Here is a 21458-nt window from a genome sequence, read left to right as displayed (position 1 = left end):
ATGCAGTACGTCATTAACAACATACTAAATTATCTTGAGGGTATGAAGTATTAAACAATTAATAAAAAATTTATAGATAGCAAACAACGAGGGCAAATAAGCTCTCGTTGTTTGTTTATTTAAACCTTTTAATCCAACCTTAAACCAAACTATTTGTAAACTCTTATACATAGGAGTTTACAACGAAAACGAGAGGTCTTATACTCGTTTTACAAAAAAAGGAAGGGGTGTCACATTGGAAAAGGTTTTTGGTTATGTTCGTGTTTCAACTGAGACACAAGCTGAAAAAGGTTATGGGAAAGATGTGCAAGAAAATGCTATCATGGAGCATTGCAAGGCAAACGGACTAGAGCTTGTTGAGGTTTTTCAAGATTTGGGTGTGAGTGGAACTCTAATTGACCGAGATGGACTTACTGACTTGATGTCTGCTCTTTCAGAGGGTGAAGTAAAGCGAGTTATTGTAATGAATACAAGCCGTTTATGGCGAGCAGATAATGCTAAGGTGATGATTAAACGGCAACTGATGAAAGCTAATGCTGAAGTGAATAGTGTAGAGCAACGTACATATTCCATCTATGATAAGGATCCTAATGACTTTCTAATTAATGGAATGATGGAACTGCTAGACCAATATGATCGCCTAAGCATTAACATGAAGCTGGCAAAAGGCAGACGTCAAAAAGCTAAGGGTGGAGTCAAAGCTTGTGGTAATGCTCCTATAGGTTACAAATGGAAGCATGAAGGAGTGAAAAAGCCATTTGTGGTGATCGATGAAGAGAAAGCACCAGTAATTAAAGAAATATTTAAGCAATACTTAGAGAACAAGTCACTTTCAAAGGTTCAGGGTTACTTGAAAGAACATGGATATAAAACACAACAGGCAAAAGACTTTTCAACTATGGCAATTAGAAATATACTGACCAACCGTTTTTATTTAGGAGAGGTAAGGCATTCTGATTTAATCGTAAAAGGCAGCCATGAGCCATTAATAAATAGAATTATATTCGGAAAAGTACAATCTCAACTGATAAGGAACAAACGAAAGGGGGCATAAGTAATTGAAACCAGACATTAAGAAAATGAAAGACCTACCTAGGAAATCTTCAAAAGGCTATTTGGAATTAATGTATCTTGCACTTAAAATGTTAGGAGAGGATTAGATGGAGACTAACAATATTCTTAGACTATTTGATGATTTTATAGTGGCTCCAGGATTTAACAGATCTGACATATCTAAATGGTTTAATACCAATAAGCATAAAGGGATTAATAGAGGAGTTTATGCAATATTAAATTATAAACTTGAAATACTATATATTGGTTCATCAATAGATTTACAGAAAAGACTTCCTCACCATCTTTACCAAGGAAAACTTAATGGGTATTTTCAAGAAGTATTACTTATTGGTATCAAGTACGTAGAAGGTGATGTTACTGTCCTCGAAAGGAAATATATTAGAGAACTAAAGCCAAAACTTAATAAGTATAGGTATGATTATTGAAAATTTTATATTTCTAAAGCATCAGCTCTCCTTTTAATTAGTAGAAAGTTGATGTTTTTTTTTATGCCAAAACCAAAATTCCATTAATTTCAATTTAAAAAAATAGATACGTTTCCAATAAGTTATATGTACTGACAAAATACGTACGAGATTGGTTGCTATGAACTTTTTATCCTTACACCATAATTACCCTTTCGTTTGCGTTTTTATTGTCAAAATGAAGTATCTCGTGGCGAAAATAACGGATATAAAGATAAGGCTTAATGAAGGAATACTTCTTTGTAATTAAGTACTTAATCTATCAACCAATAACCACTTATAACTTACAAACTTAAAAAACTTGTCACCTTAAATCAAAAATTAAGGAGATGAGCTCATTGTTATTAGCAAGTGTAAAGTTAGACAAATTGGTTTTAGAATATGCCAATATACCTCTAAACTTTTTCAATGCCTTAGAGGAAGAAGGTGAAATTAGTAATATTAAGAGTATCGAGGGTTTCCATTATCACCGTTGCTTGCAAATAAGCAAAAAAAGTGAAGCATATTTAAAGCTTTATTACCAATCAAAATATGAAATTTGGAAACCAGTGGGGAAACTTCGCATAGAAACACATCCCAAATATTTAAGTGAATTTTCAACATTACTTAAAAAACTAAAAGAAATAAGTAGAGATATCCACTTCATATCTACGGATGTTGCTTTTGATATTCCGCTACCTTTAACCAATATATTTGTTACATCAAATACTGGAAGGCAAATGAATATATTTCAAGGCACAAGATATTTTGGTGGTAAAGGTCAACGTGGAAAACATGGATATTGCCGTATATATGATAAAAGGGAAGAGTTAGCAAACAAAGGTATTGTTATTGATGATGAACTAACAAGAGTGGAAATAGTCTATAAACCTACTAAACCACTAAAATTAGAGGAATTATTATTGGAACCTCCATCATTCAATAAATTATACACTGGAACAATAATTAACCTAGACAAACAAGTTACACCTATATATAAAGCTATATTAATTTGCTTGCTGAGCGGTAAGATGGCAATTAGCGAATTTTCTAGACATTATAGAAGAGTTTTAAAAAAACAACTGGATAGCCAAGAGCAAATTAATTTTGACCAAATGCTTCAAAGTGCTTGGATTGAACAGATATCAATAATAAAAGGATTTTTATTGCAATAAAGAGGTGAATTCAAATGAATGAAAATAATGGATTATGTTTATCCAAACACAATGAAGCCGAACTAAAAAAAGAAGAAGCTATCAAGGCTCTTGCACACTTAATAAAAAAATATGCTGGTGAATTATTAAAGGAAAATGACGATATTAAATCTTCCCGCTAGGAGGTATTTAGCAATGGAAAAAAGAGAAAGAGCAGCAATTTATATCAGGGTTTCAACAGAGGAACAAATACAAGGACATTCCCTCGAAGCACAAGAGAGCATGTTAAAAGAATTTGCTGAAAAAAAAGGATATGAAATATACGATGTATATAGCGATGGAGGTTATTCTGGGAAGAATTTTGACAGGCCTGAAATCCAAAGGTTGTTTAATGATCTAATGAACGATAGGATAGATATAATTTTAGTATGGAAAGTTGACCGTCTCTCTAGAAATAATACAGATGTAGTGTCACTGATAGATAATAAATTAACACCAAAAAACAAGAAATTAATAATTACCTCTATTGACATGGATTCATCCTCACCAACAGGGCATATGTTTATTTCTTTACTTAGTACATTTGCACGTTACGAAAGAGCAACTATTATAGATCGAGTTAATGCGGGAATGCAAAAAAGAGCTGAAAAGGGTTACTGGAATGGTGGCTTAATCCTAGGCTATGACTCAGTCGATAAGCAGTTAATTATAAATGAGCAAGAGAGTGCGACAGTGAGGGAAATATTTAAACTTAGGGCGGATGGGAAAGGATATAAATTTATAGTAAATACATTAAATAGTAGAGGTATAAAGACCAAGAAAGGTAAAAAATTTAGCATTCCAGCAATTAAGCTTATTGTGAATAATCATATTTATATAGGTAAGATGGTGTGGAAAAAACATCAAGAATGGAGTGCCAAGAGAAGGTCGGGGAAAATAGAACCTATAATTGTTGATGGTGTTCATGAACCTATCATAGAGCAAGAATTATGGGAAAAGGTACAGGAGATAAACGAGTTCCAAAAGAAATCATTTACTTCTAATAGGAATTTTCATGGTAACTTCTTTTTAGCGGGTTTATTAAAGTGTCCTAAATGTGGTGCGGGCACCGTAATGAGTAAGTCTAAAAAGAAAAATAGTGATGACTATCATCTTTATTATATGTGCCAAGCATACCATAGTAAGGGGAAAGCAGTATGCAGTACGAATTTAATAAAGAAGGAAGAGGTTGAACAAAAAGTGTTAAATGAATTATCATTTTTAGTGAATAATAATGATATTTTTAATGAACTGTTAAATGAACTAAATAGTGATAATAATGAAGTAAATGAGGGGATTAAAGCTGATTTGAAGTTCATCAATAGACAACTAAAAAAGTCATATGATAAGCGATCAAAGTTGGACAATGACTATTTCGAAGGTAATTTAGTAAGTAGCACTTACAATCGTATAATGAGTGATTTGGAAAAGGAAATCGAAAAATTAGAGAGGAGGATAAGGAAATTAGAAAGCGAGATTAATAGAAATGAATCATCAATAAACAAGGATGAAATAATTTATACCCTTAAAAATTTCAATAAATTTTTTGAGATAGTTACTGATGAGGAAAGAAAGCTACTTGTTAGGTCATTAATAAAGGAAATACAAATGGATGAGAACCGGAAGGATGTAAAGGAGATAACCTTCTGGTTTTCTTCTGCCCTAAGTTTACCATCTAATAAAGTAAGCAGAACCGTACCACAAATAGTGATAAATCAGAGAGTGGAAAAAATAGAGGAACCAGCTCGGGTTTAATCCATAAAAATCTAAATATGGGGGGAAGTTTTATCGTATTTGCTCCGCAAGTATTCTTGGTGAATATATATAAAACTAGGTTTAAGAATGGGCCCCCTTTTTACTGTTAAAATATTCAGAAAAAGGTTAAGATAGTGTTGAATAACTTTTAGGAGGTTTTCATTTTGGCAGAGAACAAAGATATCAATGCTTCAAGCGGGCAAGACGAAAAACGTGAAACGTTGACAACGCGTCAGGGCCATCCTGTGACGGATAACCAAAATATCCGGACAATTGGTAATCGAGGTCCAGCCACTCTTGAGAACTATCATTTTATCGAAAAAATTTCCCATTTTGATAGGGAAGAGGTACCCGAGCGTGTTGTGCACGCAAGAGGAACTGGTGCATTTGGTTACTTTGAAACGTACGGAAAAGTTGGAGATGAACCTGTAGAGAAGTACACCCGAGCAAAAGTATTTTCAGGTGCCGGGAAGAAAACACCATTAATGGTTCGCTTCTCAACAGTTGCAGGAGCAAAGGATTCGCCGGAAACAGAACGGGACCCGCGCGGCTTCGCCGTAAAAATGTATACGGAGGATGGCAACTGGGATCTGGTTGGGAACAACCTGAAAATCTTTTTTATCCGTGATGCTATGAAGTTCCCAGATATGATTCATGCGTTTAAAGCTGATCCGGCTTCGAACGTGTCACATCCGCAGCGGATGTTCGACTTTGTTTCCCGTAGCCCTGAAGCAACACATATGATTACATTCCTGTTCTCTCCATGGGGTATTCCAGCAACATACCGCCACATGCAGGGTTCGGGTGTAAACACCTATAAATGGGTGAATGACAAAGGAGAGGCTGTGCTGGTGAAGTATCACTGGGAGCCGAAGCAGGGTATCCGCAACCTGACACAAGAAGAGGCAAGTGAGATTCAAGCGAAGACCGTCGCACATGCGACGCAAGATTTATATCAAGCGATTGAGCGCGGAGAATATCCGGAATGGGAGCTCTTTGTACAAATCATGGAGGACGATTACCATCCGGAACTTGATTTTGATCCGCTCGATGATACGAAACTATGGCCTGAGGACAAGTTCCCATGGTTGCCGGTGGGCCGTATGGTCCTTGACCGCAATCCGGTGGATTTCCACGCGGAAATTGAGCAAGCCGCCTTCGGTACAGGGGTTCTGGTTGATGGAATGGACTTCTCAGACGATAAAATGCTGCAAGGCCGTACCTTCTCCTATTCTGATACACAGCGTTATCGTGTAGGTGCGAACTATTTAAAATTGCCTGTGAACGCACCGAAAGCGTCTGTCCGGACGAACCAGCATCGCGGCCAAATGGATATTCGTGATCCAAAAGAGTCAGGGGAAAATCCGCACATCAACTATGAGCCGTCGATGATCGGTGGTTATCAGGAAGCAGGCAAAGAAGAACGTCCACAACACCGCCCGACATATAATGCTGCGGCAATGAGTGAACCGATTGACCGTCCCAACAACTATGGACAGGCGGGCGAAACGTACCGCAGCTTTGAAGATTGGGAGCGTGATGAATTAATCAATAACCTGTCCGCAGCGCTTGCGGTATGTGACAAACGAATTCAGGATGCCATGATTGAGCACTTCACACAAGCCGATGAAGACTATGGCCGCCGTGTGCAGGAAGGTATCGAAATGAAAATGAAAGACATACAAGAATCAAAGACGGAAAACAATATTCCAGGACGTGAAGCTGGCCAATCGAAATATGGCCAAGGTTCATTAGCTGCGAACGAAGCAACAGAAGATGCCGTAAAGAAAAGCCATGAAGCTGATCCTTATTGATTAATAGGCAAGAACCAAGAGGGCTTTCCAGAATGTCAGGAAAAACTGACTGACTGGAAGCCTTTTTAAATTTGATTTATTCCTCTTTCCGGATGGCGGCCAAGTCTGACATAGAAACGTATTAAGAGTACGGATATGAGCTGTGTCATCACTACCTGACTTGACGCAGGTATTTTTAAAATATGTGAAGAAACAATCGGATTTATATATAGTTTTTTGTTTAACGCAGTTAAATATAAACATTCGGAGGCACCCTTTTTTGAAAAACGGATAATAAATGGGATTATATAGGTTTTAGAAAATAACCAATGAATCCAATCCCTACATTATATCTTGCTGACTAATAAAGAAAGGAAGTTTAAGCATTAATAAAATCATATGGAAAGTACAATTGTGTGAGCAGGAAACTACTACAGGTGTTCTGGCATTCCCTTCTATACCTTTTTCTAGACAGCATGAGCACCGCGACTGTAATCACAGCACCTAGAACTTATTTAATCAAAAAATATTCAGATAAAAAAAAGAGTAAATCGTCTGAACGCTACTGCTCCATCCCATATTTTTTCAACCGGCGGGCAATATACGATTGAGAAACCCCTAATTTAGCGGCTGCTTTATAGGAGCTTCTTTCTCTATGTAAAGCATCTAATATAATTTTCTGCTCAAAATAGTCAACTTCTTTCCGAAGATCGGAAATATTATCGATATTGATCTTCGTATAGTCGGCAGAACTAACATAATCCAAGACAATTTCTTTTCCTCCGCCTAATACAACATATCGTTCTATTACGTTAGAAAGCTCGCGAACATTTCCAGGCCAAGTAAAATTTTTTAATAAGGTGAGAACATCAAACGGGAGTGAGACATTTTTATCATACTTTTTGTTGAATTTATCAAGAAAATAAAACGCTAATACATCAATGTCTTTTTTTCGTTCTCTAAGCGGTGGTATTTCAAGGGGAATCACGTTTAGCCGAAAAAAAAGATCTTTTCGAAATTTCCCTTCCTCAACAAGCTGTTTTAAATTATGATTCGTCGCCGCAATGATTCGGGAATCAGTTTTAATACTCTTTGTTCCCCCAATCCTGTGAAATTCTTGATCTTGAAGAACACGTAATAGTTTTGCTTGCATGTCTAGCGGGAGATCGCCAATTTCATCAAGAAAAAGGGTGCCTTTATTGGAGGCCTCAAATAATCCAATTTTCCCTCCCCTTTTTGCTCCTGTAAACGCTCCTTCTTCATATCCGAACAGTTCAGATTCGATTAGCTCCTTCGGAATAGCTGCACAGTTTATCTTAAGAAAACTCCCTGTCTTACTCCGGCCGCTCATCTTATAAATTTGGTCGGCAATAACTTCTTTCCCCACGCCTGATTCTCCTGTAATTAATACAGAGACGTCCAAATGACTAATTTCGGAAATAATTTTTATTATTCTTATCATGGTCGCATCCTGAACAATTAAATTGTCCTTCGCAATTGACGCATTAGCTTGCTTTAGTTCATTCAATAGACGTGTTTTTTCCTTTTCGGCTGATTCCATTTCATACTTCAATTGATAGAGTTCAGACACATCCCTGACATTGGTAATGACTCGGAATAGTTCTCCACTCTCATTAAACACTGGACTGCCGGTAACGAGGGTTTCTCTACCTGTGTTCACACGTTGGATCGTACTGTAAGTTTTTTTTGTTTCCGCCACTTTCAGCGTAACGATATCATTAAATACGCCCATCGAAAGTAAATTTTCAAGACTTTTCCCGACAAAAAATTCTTTTTTAATTCCAGTTAAGCGTTCAATGGCCTTATTGGCTCTCAGATTGACCCCTTCAGGTGTTGAAATATAGATTCCATCATAAGAATTTTCAATAACTGCATCTAATTCTTTTAAATAGGTTTGGGTTACACGATAAATATCTACTAGGGAAACAACACCCAAGTAAACGGGTCTGTTCTTCTGAAGTTCGACGATTGGATAAAAAAAGACATCATCGATAATTTTGATTTTAGCCATATCCTCCCCCAGAACAAGTGGGCGCACGTTAACAAGCCGTGGCACTGATCCGTCTCTCATTTCTAATCCGATATATTCCCCTTGTTGGACATGGGGAATGGTTGTATGGTAAGGGAGTAAATCCCTGCTATATTCATTTTTAGCAGTATCAAAGTAAGGGTAATTTTTCACTAAATAGGTGAGCAAAACAATTCCTCCCTTATGACATAAGTCGAAATAGAAATTCTATTTCGACTTAAAAAGTCAATTGTGACTTATATTTTATCATTAGTGTTAGAATTTTACGATAATTCTTTAAAGAATAATATTGGCACAATACTTGCATTAAATAATAACAGGAGGTGAGTAACACAATGAAACAAGGTTGCTCAATTACGGCTATACGAAAAAATGGACGTTATCTTTTAGCTTCAAATAGTGATAATCCTTGGGATACTAGGACCAGAGTCCGAATAAAACAAGGAAAGAAATTTAAGTTTATCGGTACGGAGCTCAATTGTCCGGATGATAACCTTCCCTGGTCCAACATGGTGACGCGGGGAATAAATGAAAAGGGAATTAGTTTTACCTTTGCTTATGTTGATTGTGATGCCGATTTATATTTGGGAGGGCTTGGCTTTAAGGATTTTGGCGATCACATCCTTGGTAGTTTTGGAACTCTCCATGAAATCGAAAACTATTTACGGAATGAGCATGTCCAGGTTCACGGAAATTTTCTTTTTGCTGATAATCTTGGCAATTTGCTAGTTTCCGAGCTTTATCCTATTGAGAAGTATTTTGAATGGAACCCGGAAGAAATTGTAATTCGTACGAATCATTTTATCAATCTTCCATTCGCCAATGATAAGGAAATTATTGAATCATGTTCCATTCTTCGATATCAATCCGGTATGAACTCCATCCAAAATGATGACCAAATGGATCCTTTTCAATATTTGCAAGCATTTTTATGCAATCATCATCTTGAAGAATATGGATCTAAGTGGGGAAGCTCAACGTGCAACCATGGGGAGACTGTTGGAACGGTAAGTTCAGAAATACTTGATCCATTAAACATGGAGATATTTTACTGTTATGGTCCACCGTGTGGAAATGGAAAGAACATCCAAGGATGGGGTGAATACGTCTCCTTCAATCTGAACCATTGGGGCGAGGGTGAAATAACCACGATGGATGGAAAAATAGTAAATAAGGGGGTTCCGCCATGTTAAACAGTTACATTGGATATGCCATGTTATTTATTTTTGGGTTAATCATGGTTGTTATCGCTGTCTATATGAAGCGTAAAGGGAAAAATAACCTTGACGATTTTTTAAGTGCACGAGAAAGCATGAGCCTGCCTGTTACAATGAGCTCACTAGTGGTCGTATGGGTGTGGAGCAGTTCTCTGATGGGTTCAGCTGAAGGTGCATTTAAATTCGGAGTAGCTGGATTTTATATGTATGGTCTGTCTGTTTTATTGTCTTCTATTTTAATTGGATGGCCGGTCTTTAAAAGGGTCCGTAAAATCGCTCCTAATATTAGTACTTTACCAGAATTCATGAAAATTAGATTAGGAACACGTACTCATTTAATTTTTGCTATTGTTGGTATCTTACAATCGTTCTTCTGGGCTGTACTTCAGATTACGGCAATCGGACTCGTTATGAATGTGTTGTTTGGCATCCCTCATGCTGCTGCAGTCATTATAGGCACATTAATTGTGACTACCTATGTTGCCATCGGGGGCTTAAGAGCATCCATTGGAACGGATGTTGTTCATTTTTGCATGTTGCTGATTTTACTTGCCATCGTCATCCCTGTTACCCTTTGGGTTGCCGGAGGTCCAAATGAAATTTATCAAGGGCTTGCCCATTCATCTGTTAAAACAGCTACACTACTCTATACAAAGGAAAGCGTTACAGGATGGCTGCTCGTTAGTATCCTTTCATTTATTAACTATGCGATTATTGATCAAAGCGTTTGGCAGCGTGTGTATGCAAGTAAAAAAGGCACTGAATCCAAATTGATTCTCGGAACAACCTTTTTATGGCTGCCAATCCCAGCCGTAGCGGGACTCATCGGTATGATTGGTTTGGCAAAGGGATTTAATGTGAATCCTTCCGAGATTTTTCCTACTGTTGTTGGCGAGCTGTTAGGAACATGGGGCGCTTACGCAATGGCAATCATTATGATTGCCACCATTTTGTCAACAACGGATTCTTGTCTTAATGCCTTATCTACACTTATCGTTCGGGATATTTACATTCCGTATATACGAAAAAATGCACCGATGGATCCAAATAAAGAAATTAAAGTGGCTCGGATCATCGTTATTATCGGCGGATTAGGTATCGCCCTTTTCGGCTTAGCACAATTCTCCATCCTCTATCTGAATTACGCGGTGGGAGCATTGACACTTGCCATGACATGGCCGTTCGTCCTATCCGTATTTATGAAAAATCTTAATAAAACAGCTGCCTTTTGGGGCTTGATTATCGGAACCGTTTCTGCACTTATTTTTGCAGTACTTCCTGGTGCCGGGCTGATTGAACCGATTGTTCCATTATGGATTGGCTATCTTATTTCACATATCATCGCAGCGGGGGTTCCATTGATCGGAACATTACTCGCACCTGATAGAGAATTCCAATTCCAATCCGTATTCAGTAAGGGAGGATTTTAAACATGGTATTAAGCGAAAACGGATTTGTTTTTATCACCTACGCCTTATTAACCTGGTTTATCGTTTCAAATCTTACTTTAGTCTTCTTTTGTTTAAAAGATTGGGTTCTTGGTTTCTTTAGAAGAGCCTAGACACCCTAAAAACAGTGGAGTTGAATGAAATGGACAGAAACCTAGAACTTTCAGAAATACGTAATCTATTACGAAAGAATGCATTTACTGGTCCAACCGCAGGAATTGCCCCAGGGCATACACAAGCAAACCTTGTCATCCTGTCAAAGGACCTTGCCTATGACTTTTTATTGTTTTGCCAACGGAACCCAAAGCCTTGTCCACTGCTAGAAGTAACCGATATTGGATCAGCTGTTCCTAAACTGACAGCACCAACAGCAGACTTACGCTTTGATTTACCTAAATACAGGATCTATAAAAAAGGAGCTCTTGTTGAGGAAGTCCACGATATCGAAGCTTACTGGAAAAACGATATGGTTGCCTTTTTAATCGGCTGCAGCTTCACGTTTGAAAATCCCTTAATCGAAAACGGTCTTGTGATTAGACATATAGAAGAAAACCGGAATGTTCCGATGTATATCACGAATATTCAATGTCAACCGGCAGGGGCATTTCAAGGAAACCTAGTCGTCAGTATGCGTCCGTTTTCAGCTTCTGACGTCGTAAGAGCTGTCGAAGTAACATCCAGATTCCCTTCTGTACATGGATCCCCTGTTCATATTGGAAACCCTGAAGTAATAGGAATACAGAACCTGGATAAGCCAGACTTCGGGGAATCGGTAACGGTAAAAGAAGGGGAAATTCCTGTCTTTTGGGCCTGTGGAGTAACCCCTCAATCCGTGGCCATGTCCAGTAAACCGAATTTAATGATTACCCATGCTCCAGGGCATATGTTTATTACAGATATGAAGGATAGCCGCTATTCGATTTTATAAATAGGAAGAAAATATAGGAAAGCGACGTTGCATTAACTGAAGCGTCGCTTTTTTATGGGATTTATTGTGTCAAAAGGTTGAAAAAACGATACCTGGTGTATATTCCGTTCTTCAAGCATATACGCTATCCAGCCCATAAAATCTCCGTTGTCATTTCTTTACATGGAAGCGACTTTTTTAATTTTGGAGGGAAGATATGAAATCTAAATTGCTACTGTCCGCTGATACACCAGAACAACTGCGCCCTATCGATGTAGACAGGGTAATGATGGCTGCTTGCGAGCAGGGCTGTTTTAAGGATTTCAAAGATTGGCTGATATCTCACCGACTGCAAGAACGAACCTGGCAGCTGGTAAAGGAATTTACGGAAAGGATTGCAAAGAATATTTCGAAGAATAGGAGAATATAAACTGACCTAATCTAAATGCAGAAGAGAAGGATATCAAAATTGTCCGTACGTTGTATCACCAATTGAAAAAATCCAGAAGGGTGATGATGGAAAGTCCTTTATCGTTAAAGCCCAATGAATTGGAAACAGGGGAGTTTGTGGATACCGTTGTTTCAGCCGATTTTTATTGCGATTTTATTTTTGTTTTTAGCGGCTTGCAGCGAGGGGAAAAAAAAGATAATTTCAATCCTAAATATGCTTAAATGGCTCTTATGATACTTCGTACTTATTACAACTTTTGTTCATCATTCAATACCAATAAAGAAATGGCAGCACCCGCTCAACGGTTGGGAATCACCGAAAAGGTTTTTGATATAAAAGATAACTGTTTTATCTTCCTTTCGTGAGTGTGTTGTTTTCTTGGAATCATTATATATCGGGATTTTATAAAGTAGCATAAAAAGTTCATCATTTCCTCGATAAGGCACATATGCCTGCGTGGACTGAGACACGACACGCTTGAGATTACTTTCCAAATGGCAACTGACTATTACGAGGTTCCGTTAGAAACTATATTTAAAAAAGGAAGGTTCTAAAAAAAGGTCCCATATAAAATAGGATACATCGCTTACTATCTCGAAAAAATCTTGACACATATCCAGATAAACTGTATGAATATAAATATTCAGAATAATGATTTATCATTTTTGCGAGAGGATAGTCTTCACTTTCTGATCTAGTTTCTATGCAGTTATCAAAAATCGAGAAAACGAGAAATTACTATGAAAGACTATTCTATAAATAGAATACGAGGAGAAGTTCAGATGAAAAAATCCGTGCGTAAAATTGGAATTATTGGGGTAGGAAATGTCGGAAGTGCCGCGGCCTTCTCGGTGGTTCATCAAGGAATTTGTGAAGAGTTAACCCTTGTCGATATTAAAGAAGAGAAAGCGGTTGGTGGGCAATCGATTTTGCTGATAGTGTAGGCTTTATGTCGTCGCGTACGAAAGTGACATCTGGAAGACTGCTAGATTTAAAGGACCACGATGTCATCCTTATTAGCGTTGCGGGTGAGCCCTTAAAACCTTGGGAAACACGATTAGATTTATTAAAAGGTACCTCAGCAATTATAAAGGAAGTTATTCCTCCGTTGAAAGATGCTGGATTTGAGGGGATTTATGTCGTTGCAACGAATCCATGCGATATCATTACCTATTTAACTTGGAAACTATCTGGTTTACCGCGTAACCAAATCATTGGGACAGGGACGGCACTAGATAGTAGTCGTTTTAGAAAGATTCTCTCTGAATATCTGCATGTAGATCCTCGTAGTATTACAGGATACACACTTGGGGAGCATGGTGAGTCTCAATTTGGCGCTTGGTCACATGTAACAGTTGGCGGCAAACCCATTCACGAATATATTAAAGAAAATAAAAACGAGATCGAACCTTTTGATTTTGATGAAGTCATTGAACATACGAAACGTGAAGGCTGGAATATTTTCAACCGGAAAGGAAAAACAGAATATGGTATAGGGAACGCACTTGCCTTTATTGCCAAGTCAATTCTAAATGACGCCTATACAATATGCCCCGTGTCGGTTGTATTAGATGGCGAATATTGAGGAAAAAGGACTTGCGATTGGTGTTCCAGCAGTACTTTGCCGTACAGGTCTGAAACAGGTGATTGAACTTAAATTAGATGAAAAAGAACTTGTGCTGTTCAACCACTCTGCTCATGTGATAAAAGAAAATATTGCTTCTTTGGAACTTTAATATTTAAATCGATTTGTATCATGAGTGGCTTTAGGAACACTGTCTGCATTTCTTCTCTATCTGATTTAAAAATTTAGTCTGTAGATTATGGATATAACCATCTATTCATACTTTTTAGAAAATTTATTCTAAAAATAATATTGACGCAATTCGACAAACACATGTATAGTATACATACTGAAATAAATCGAATATTATCTTATCTAGAGTGGTGGAGGGAAAGGCCCGATGAAACCCGGCAACCAAGTCTTTTAAAGGCTCAGGTGCTAATTCCTACAAAACGGAAATTAGTTTTGTAAGATAAGAGAAGTTGTGTGCATTCAAACCGCTTCTCTTTAGAGAAGCGGTTTTTTGGTGCTGTATGATATTACATAACAACTAGATAAGAGATAGGGAGTATTTCAGACCAGATTCCAAGTAAACAACTAAGAAAAGGAGAGTTTAAAATGAAAAAATCAGCAAAATTATTATCTATTAGTCTAGCTATCATTTTATCATTGGCTTTAACGGCATGTGGCGGGACAAGTTCAAAAGAATTAAGTACAAAGAAAATTACAGTGGGTGTCACCGGTGGACCACATCAACAAATCATGGAGCAAGTTGCTAAATTAGCAGAAAAAGACGGTCTAAAGATTGATATTAAAGTGTTTAACGATTACAATACACCGAATGCTGCACTTAGCGAAGGAAGTCTCGATGCCAATAGCATGCAAACATTACCTTTCTTAAAGGGCCAAATTAAAGACAAAGGCTATAAAATTACAGATGTCTTCAAAACAGTTGCCTTTCCGATGGGGATCTATTCTAAGAGTATAAAAGATATTAAGGATCTTAAAAAAGGGGATTCAATTGCCGTTCCCAATGATCCAGCCAACGAGTTACGTGCATTGCAATTATTTGAAGCTGCTGGAGTCATTAAGTTGAAAGACGGCGTTGAACAAAGCGCAACGAAAAAAGATGTGGTTGAAAATAAATTGAACTTACAAATAAAAGAACTTAATGCAGAATCACTTCCAGCTCAACTTGGTGAAGTGACTGCCGCAGCTATAAATACAAACTTTGCAATGGGTGCAGGTCTAACCATTAATAAAGATGCGATTTACCACGAACCTATTGAAAACAATCCTTACCCGAACTATTTTGTCGTACGTACTGAAAATAAAGATGATGCAGTCATAAAAACGATTGAAAAATACTATCACTCAGATGCTATTAAAAAATATATTGCCCAAAAATTTGGTGGTTCAGTTGTGCCTGCTTGGTAAGGAGGAGCCCATATATGATCAGCCTGCAGCATGTATCGAAAACGTTTGAAGTCGGAAATAAGAAAGTTGAAGCATTAAAAGATGTTTCGATCGAGATTAAAAAAGGGGAAATTTTCGGTGTAATCGGATTTAGTGGTGCCGGAAAGAGTACATTAATCCGCTGTGTGAACGTACTTGAAAGACCCACCAGCGGAAAGGTTTTAATTGATGGCACGGACATCTTAACTTTGAAGAAAAAAGACCTTCAAAAAGTTCGTCAAAAAATAGGGATGATTTTTCAAAGTTATAATCTCTTAAAGACGGCTAACGTTTATCAAAATATTGCGATTCCCCTTCGTTTAGAAGGTGTCCCGGCGCATGAAATTGAACAGCGTGTAAATAAGTATTTAAAAATTGTCGGTCTAGAAGATAAGGCCCAAGCATTTCCTAATCAATTATCTGGAGGTCAAAGGCAACGTGTGGCAATCGCACGTGCCTTAGCCCATGAGCCAGAAGTTCTTCTTAGTGATGAAGCAACCAGTGCCCTGGATCCAACGACCACAGAACAAATCTTGGAACTATTATTGAAAATCAATAAAGAACTGGGCATTACCATTTTTCTCATCACCCATGAATTAGAGGTTATTCAACGAATTTGTGACCGTGTTGCTGTAATGGAAGCGGGAGAAGTGGTGGAACAAGGTAAGGTCGTCGATATCTTTACGAAGCCCCAACATCCAAGAACAAAAAGCTTCGTAAGGAATAAATCGATTTACCATGTCCCTGAACATGCCAAACTGGAAATGGGTAAAACAGGAAAATTAGTTGCCCTTACTTTTCTAGGTGAATCATCAAAAGATCCCTTCTTAGCAACCATTACTAAAAAATTCAATATCCTACCGAGTATTATCGCTGGCGGAATTGATGAATTAAAGGATCAATCAGTTGGCAACCTTCTGGTCCATCTTAAAGGTGAACCAGAAGAAAACGAAAAGGCAATTGCCTACTTAAGAGATCAGCATATCATCGTAGAAGAGGTGAATAATAGATGAGTTCATTTCTTAACGAATGGGGCGACACGATTTGGCAGGCGGTTCTGGACACTCTTAAAATGACTTCCATTTCTCTCGTCATTGCCATTCTCCTAGGACTTCCGCTTGGAATCCTTCTTGTACTAACAAGAAAAGGCGGAGAAGCAGAAAGTAAAGTGGGCTATGCGATTTTAAATACGGTGATAAATATCATTCGTTCCATCCCATTTATAATTCTGCTATTTTTCATTTTACCTTTTACCAAATTCATTATGCATACTACGATAGGTGTGCAAGGGGTGATTGTACCGCTTGTTGTCTATACAGCACCCTATATTGCCAGACTAATGGAGTCCGCACTGCTTGAAGTAGATAAAGGGGTTGTCGAGGCCTATCAATCTATGGGTATTTCAACATCTAAAATCATTTGGTATGTGATTGTTCGTGAAGCAAGAGCCTCCATCGTGCTCGGTTTAACAATTGCAACCATTGGCTTAATCGGAGCAACAGCAATGGCTGGCTTAGTCGGTGCCGGAGGACTCGGTGATATCGCCTATCAGTTCGGACATCTACGATTCCAGCCTGATGTGATGTATACCACCATCATTATCTTAATTATCATGGTTCAAGGCATTCAATCACTCGGTAACTTACTCGCACACAAACTGAGAAAAGATTAATGATAAAAAAGTAGTAGAAATGTTTACATAACCCTGTCAAGTAGACATTGAAAAAAAGTATATTAAGCTTAAGCTACGGCCTTTTCTCGTTATTCAACTGAGGAAAGGCCGTTAAATTTATCTGAAAAAAAATCATTATTATAAAAGGTTCTATAATAAATGTTGGGGTTCCCGCACAATTTAAATCCAAAAAAAAATCAAGCAGTACCTGAGAAAGTACGGGGCCAGGGTGCAGGTGGTCGTCATGGATATGAGCTCCACATTCAAGGCAGCTGTTCAAGAGGCACTTGGAAAACCTGTCATTGTCGCAGACCGGCTTCACTTCGTCCGGTATATCTACTGGGCGATGGACAAAGTCAGAAAAAGGGTTCAATCTGAATGGCATGAATATGACAGGAAGAAGTGCAAGAAAATACGCCATGTCTTCTACAAGAAGTCAGAGAAGCTAACAGTAGATAACAAGTGGTATCTCGAGAGGTATTTAAACCTGTCCCCTGAGCTAAAGAAAGCCTATGAACTGAAAGGGCTTTTTTGTCGCTGGTTTGAGGGCGCGAAACAGAATGGGGAAGAAAAGATTTCCAAAACCAAAGAGGCCTTATATCGCTTTTACGAGGCGATTGATCAGTCAAAGATACCTGAATTCTCAAGAGCCGACCAAACACTAAGGAATTGGCAAACCGAGATACTGAACAGCTTTAGCTATAATTACTCAAACGTTTTTTTAGAGGGCATCAACAATTTAACGAAAGTCATGAAACGGAATGCCTTTGGCTTTCGCAGCTTTACACGTTTTCTAGCTAAAATTCTATTAACCCATAGGTATAAAAGGTTGGGTGCGCATATTGGATAAGGGTGACGACATGAGTCATCACCCCAACATTTGACGGAGAACCTTTATTTCTTGTTTTTACGACAAGAATCGAAAACCATGCGAAGATATAGCGAAACTTGACACTAACCTAAGACCTTGTATCAGCTGTATATCTTTTCGCCATTTGCAATTCTTATGGGTGTTCCAGTAGGAGAATCAGTCGAAGCAGGTGGAATCATGGCGACTGAAATGGTCACCAATGAATTTGTAGCTATGATTGATTTAGGTAAATCTGCTGCTCATATGAGTTCAAGAACGGTAGGGATTATATCAGTATTCCTTGTTTCTTTTGCCAACTTCTCTTCTATAGGGATTATCGCCGGTGTGGTTAAAGGACTAAATGAAAAACAAGGAAATGTCTCGCACGCTTTGGATTGAAACTTTTATATGGTGCAACATTAGTAAATGTTTTATCTTCTATTATTGAGTTTTATCTTATAAAGGGCATAAATGACATGGCAATTCCCCTTCCTTCTAAAGAAGGAAGGGGAATTGCCTTTTCTTTTTGGAAAGGGTCCAGAGCTGTAACGGATATGTTTCGTCTTTTCATAAAACTAAAATGAAATTAGCTGAAGCATAATGTTCATTATTAGTAAACAAATCATTTGAAAGCGCTCTCTATATTAAATATACTAATATTAAAAACATATTTACTAAAAGTGAGTGTTTGAAAATGAGGACAAAAAGGGCCGAGAAATTTGAGGAACGAAAGTCTAAGGGGACCGGAGCGTATGCAATGAATACGTGAGGACTGGAAAGACAGAGTGACAAGGAAATTCGAAAGAAAAGAAGAGAGCAATCAGAACGGGGGAAAAGATATGGAAGCGAAACAAACAGTATTTGTCAACGAGTTTACTAATGGTATTTTAGATCCTAATAATAAAATGCTTGGGCCTGTAAAGGATGGCGGTCATATTGTAGCAAATACCGCTCCTGGATGTTGGGGACCGATGATTACACCCTCCATTCGTGGTGGCCATGAGGTAACCAAGCCTGTTTTTGTAGAAGGAGCAGAAGTAGGAGACGCTATTGCGATTAAAATTAAGTCGATTAGGGTCACTTCAGTGGCTACCTCATCAGGGAATGATATGCCGGTAGAAGGTAGATTCTTAGGAGATCCATTTGTTGCAGGAAAATGTCCTAGGTGCGGTACTTTGCATCCTGAAACTATTATTGAAGGAATTGGTCAAGAAGCCATTCGTTGTGCAAATTGTGGCACAGATGTAGCCCCGTTTGTATTTACAAATGGATATACCATCGCGTTTGATTCTAATAAAAATGTAGGTGTTGCGTTGCACAAAGAGGCAGCCGAACAAATTGCAAGAGATGGACGTTCATATATGGCAACACCGGAACAATCCGTACAAAACCCCATTGTGACGTTTGCGCCTCATGATTTGATCGGAACGGTTGCAAGGTTACGTCCATTTTTGGGACAATTCGGTACAACCCCTTCAAGACCGTTTCCTGACTCACACAATGCAGGGGACTTTGGTCAAGCCTTGGTGGATGCACCGCATGAATACAAGGTAACAAAGGAACAGTTAGAAGAAAGAACTGACGGGCATATGGATATTAACCGGGTTCGAGAAGGGGCTGTTCTCATTTGTCCTGTTAAAGTGCAGGGGGGTGGTGTTTATCTTGGAGACATGCACGCAATGCAAGGTGATGGTGAAATAGCAGGACATACGGCCGATGTGGCAGGTATTGTAACTTTCCAAGTGAAGGTCATTAAAGGGCTTAACATTGGTGGGCCAATTTTATTACCTGTTTCAGAAGACCTTCCATATCTTGCAAAACCTATTACAAAAAAGGAGAAGAAAATTGCACTTAATGTAGCCAATCAATGGGGCGTCAAAGCGTTAGAGGAGTCCCTGCCTATCTCCTTTATTGGCACGGGGGCGAACCTAAATGAAGCAACAGACAACGGTTTAAACAGAGCCGCAGAGGTTCTTGGCATTACGGTTCCTGAAGTGATGAATCGTGCAACAATTACGGGTTCTATTGAAATTGGTAGACATCCAGGTGTAGTAAGCATAACTTTCTTATGCCCGGTAGATTATCTAAATAAAATGGGTATCACAGGGCTTGTAAGGGATCAATATATCAACTCAATAGAGTAGTATATTGGTAACATGACAGTCTGAACTATGAATAATGGATAGGGGTATATTTCTTTAGAGATATACCCTATTTTTATTTCTGTGTTTTCTTATTATTAAGAAAAATATCAAAATATTCGACAAATATCTTTGCGATAAATATTACTCCAATAAAATAAAATTAACAAATGTACTGGAGGATAAACTTGAACTGTCCATGCCAATTGCGTCTAAACATTGGTTACATTGGACTCATCCGGTGTCTTTGGAATTATCAATTCCGACATATCATGTGAAATCCCAATTTCTCAAAGGAAATATCTAAATAAAATGAATTATTAGCAAATTTCTTGACTCCGCTGTTTTTAATTCCTATAGTATTGGTATGTTATGAGGAATATACATAGTGATTAGGGGGCGTAACCATTTGAGCAATTCTTGGCGACTTGGGATTGACATAGGAGGTACATTCACCGATTTTAACGGTGTTGGATGAACTGAGTGGAACGCTGACAGGTGTAAAAACACCAACCGTTCCATCAGATCCGGCACAGGGGATCGCTAATGGACTCGTTTTGTTAAAAGAAAAAGGCATACAACCAAGAGACGTGCATTACTTTGCACACGGCACTACCATCGGCCTAAATACTTTAATACAGCGTCGTGGCGAAGCGATTTCTTTATTAGTTACCGAAGGATTCAGGGATTTGCTGACCTTACAGCGATTGCGTTTGCCGATTCCATACGATTTTAGTTCCAGACTTCCGGAACCCCTGATTCCGCGGGAGAGGGTATTCACAGTTAAAGAGCGACTGCTTCCCGATGGCTCAGTACATACCCCTCTGGATCAGAACAGCCTAGATAAGGCGATTCGTTCTGTAATAGCTTCCGGTGCAGGTGGTGTCGTAGTCTGCTTTCTACATAGCTACAAAAATCCTGTTCACGAACAGCAGGCCGTAGAGCGGATTCGCGAATTGGCACAAGGACTTGCAGTCAGTGCATCTTCCGAACTGTGGCCTCAGATGAGGGAATACGAGCGTGCAGCAATGACAGCGGTCAATTCATACATTCAGCCCAATGTTCAGCGATATTTCGAGACATTGCAGGATCGCCTTCAGGAAGAAGGGGTTGTGGCCCAGCCTTTTATTACACAATCCAATGGCGGAATCATGGATATCGACAAGAGGAGAAGATGTTGAAGGACATCCCCCATATGCATGCATTTATCCAAGAACCAATAGCAGCTTAATCACTATAAAACTAACTATTAACAAATAAATTTGAAAAGATGAACGGACAAAATCAGCATGGGATTAGTCGGCAATGCAACTAACGTAAGGACTTAGATCCTGTGGGGCAGCATGACCGACATCCACCTTATGGTTGAACGAAGGAATGTAGGAGCTTAGACTCTGTGAGACTTGGGAGGGTAGACCCCCGTAAGAGATGTGGATATCCAT

The 21458-nt window shown here is 38.5% G+C and carries 16 protein-coding genes, 4 pseudogenes and 1 riboswitch; of the genes and pseudogenes, 19 read left to right on the top strand and 1 reads right to left on the bottom strand.

Annotation, left to right across the window (positions count from 1 at the left end):
* The first annotated feature begins 235 nt into the window (after positions 1 to 235).
* The 6 genes from BIV59_RS10590 (at position 236) to BIV59_RS10570 (ending at position 6282) form a co-directional block, all read left to right on the top strand.
* Positions 236 to 1054 carry a recombinase family protein gene (locus tag BIV59_RS10590; RefSeq protein WP_071351451.1) on the top strand — a complete coding sequence of 273 codons (819 nt, stop codon included), beginning with the start codon at positions 236 to 238 and terminating at the stop codon, positions 1052 to 1054.
* Positions 1055 to 1160: 106 nt separating this feature from the next.
* Positions 1161 to 1502 (top strand): GIY-YIG nuclease family protein, encoded by a 342-nt coding sequence (locus tag BIV59_RS10585; RefSeq protein WP_240501885.1) that lies wholly within the window; start codon positions 1161 to 1163, stop codon positions 1500 to 1502.
* Between the two features lie 377 nt (positions 1503 to 1879).
* A complete protein-coding gene (locus tag BIV59_RS10580; protein WP_071351450.1) occupies positions 1880 to 2695 on the top strand; it encodes a hypothetical protein in 816 nt (271 codons plus the stop codon).
* Between the two features lie 14 nt (positions 2696 to 2709).
* Positions 2710 to 2856, top strand: coding sequence for a hypothetical protein (locus BIV59_RS23615; RefSeq protein WP_170846129.1), 147 nt, complete (start codon positions 2710 to 2712; stop codon positions 2854 to 2856).
* A 13-nt stretch (positions 2857 to 2869) separates the two neighbouring features.
* Complete coding sequence (locus BIV59_RS10575) at positions 2870 to 4468, top strand: recombinase family protein (protein ID WP_071351449.1); 1599 nt, start codon at positions 2870 to 2872, stop codon at positions 4466 to 4468.
* A gap of 164 nt (positions 4469 to 4632) precedes the next feature.
* The gene (locus tag BIV59_RS10570; protein ID WP_071351448.1) at positions 4633 to 6282 is read left to right on the top strand and encodes a catalase; all 1650 of its coding nucleotides are present in this window, start codon (positions 4633 to 4635) and stop codon (positions 6280 to 6282) included.
* Between the two features lie 541 nt (positions 6283 to 6823).
* On the opposite strand, the gene BIV59_RS10565 is transcribed toward BIV59_RS10570, so the two are convergent.
* Positions 6824 to 8464: a sigma-54 interaction domain-containing protein gene (locus BIV59_RS10565; protein WP_139194350.1), complete on the bottom strand. Its 1641-nt coding sequence runs from the start codon at positions 8462 to 8464 to the stop codon at positions 6824 to 6826.
* A gap of 182 nt (positions 8465 to 8646) precedes the next feature.
* On the opposite strand from BIV59_RS10565, the gene BIV59_RS10560 reads away from it, so the two are divergent.
* The 13 genes and pseudogenes from BIV59_RS10560 to BIV59_RS10500 all read left to right on the top strand — a co-directional run bounded on the left by BIV59_RS10560 (position 8647) and on the right by BIV59_RS10500 (position 21197).
* Positions 8647 to 9504, top strand: coding sequence for a carcinine hydrolase/isopenicillin-N N-acyltransferase family protein (locus tag BIV59_RS10560; RefSeq protein WP_071351446.1), 858 nt, complete (start codon positions 8647 to 8649; stop codon positions 9502 to 9504).
* The gene (locus BIV59_RS10555; RefSeq protein WP_071351445.1) at positions 9498 to 10958 is read left to right on the top strand and encodes a sodium:solute symporter family protein; all 1461 of its coding nucleotides are present in this window, start codon (positions 9498 to 9500) and stop codon (positions 10956 to 10958) included. Before BIV59_RS10560 ends, BIV59_RS10555 begins: the two co-directional genes overlap by 7 nt.
* A gap of 145 nt (positions 10959 to 11103) precedes the next feature.
* The gene (locus tag BIV59_RS10550) at positions 11104 to 11904 is read left to right on the top strand and encodes a putative hydro-lyase (RefSeq protein ID WP_481747426.1); all 801 of its coding nucleotides are present in this window, start codon (positions 11104 to 11106) and stop codon (positions 11902 to 11904) included.
* A gap of 196 nt (positions 11905 to 12100) precedes the next feature.
* Positions 12101 to 12313 (top strand): hypothetical protein, encoded by a 213-nt coding sequence (locus tag BIV59_RS10545; RefSeq protein ID WP_071351443.1) that lies wholly within the window; start codon positions 12101 to 12103, stop codon positions 12311 to 12313.
* A 200-nt stretch (positions 12314 to 12513) separates the two neighbouring features.
* A pseudogene (locus BIV59_RS24325) lies at positions 12514 to 12699 on the top strand (hypothetical protein); the annotation flags it as partial.
* A gap of 417 nt (positions 12700 to 13116) precedes the next feature.
* Positions 13117 to 14070, top strand: a pseudogene (locus BIV59_RS10540) (L-lactate dehydrogenase).
* A gap of 196 nt (positions 14071 to 14266) precedes the next feature.
* A riboswitch (SAM riboswitch) is annotated at positions 14267 to 14377 on the top strand.
* 139 nt (positions 14378 to 14516) lie between these two features.
* Positions 14517 to 15335, top strand: a complete 819-nt coding sequence (locus BIV59_RS10535) for a MetQ/NlpA family ABC transporter substrate-binding protein (protein WP_071351442.1) — start codon at positions 14517 to 14519, stop codon at positions 15333 to 15335.
* A gap of 14 nt (positions 15336 to 15349) precedes the next feature.
* Positions 15350 to 16366: a methionine ABC transporter ATP-binding protein gene (locus tag BIV59_RS10530; protein ID WP_071351441.1), complete on the top strand. Its 1017-nt coding sequence runs from the start codon at positions 15350 to 15352 to the stop codon at positions 16364 to 16366.
* Positions 16363 to 17025 (top strand): methionine ABC transporter permease, encoded by a 663-nt coding sequence (locus BIV59_RS10525; RefSeq protein ID WP_071351440.1) that lies wholly within the window; start codon positions 16363 to 16365, stop codon positions 17023 to 17025. The genes BIV59_RS10530 and BIV59_RS10525 overlap by 4 nt, the downstream gene beginning before the upstream one ends.
* 187 nt (positions 17026 to 17212) lie before the next feature.
* A pseudogene (locus BIV59_RS10520) lies at positions 17213 to 17875 on the top strand (ISL3 family transposase); the annotation flags it as partial.
* Positions 17876 to 18004: 129 nt separating this feature from the next.
* A pseudogene (locus BIV59_RS22790) lies at positions 18005 to 18321 on the top strand (nucleoside transporter C-terminal domain-containing protein); the annotation flags it as partial.
* A 393-nt stretch (positions 18322 to 18714) separates the two neighbouring features.
* Positions 18715 to 20019 (top strand): acetamidase/formamidase family protein, encoded by a 1305-nt coding sequence (locus tag BIV59_RS10505; RefSeq protein WP_071351436.1) that lies wholly within the window; start codon positions 18715 to 18717, stop codon positions 20017 to 20019.
* Between the two features lie 464 nt (positions 20020 to 20483).
* Positions 20484 to 21197: a hydantoinase/oxoprolinase N-terminal domain-containing protein gene (locus BIV59_RS10500; RefSeq protein WP_240501884.1), complete on the top strand. Its 714-nt coding sequence runs from the start codon at positions 20484 to 20486 to the stop codon at positions 21195 to 21197.
* Positions 21198 to 21458: the final 261 nt, after the last annotated feature.

Origin of the sequence: Bacillus sp. MUM 13 (assembly GCF_001866725.1) — a bacterium.
Taxonomy (GTDB): Bacteria; Bacillota; Bacilli; order Bacillales; family DSM-1321; genus Peribacillus.
The sequence above is the reverse complement of the archived record's forward strand: the minus strand, read 5'-3'. Positions and strand labels throughout refer to the sequence as shown.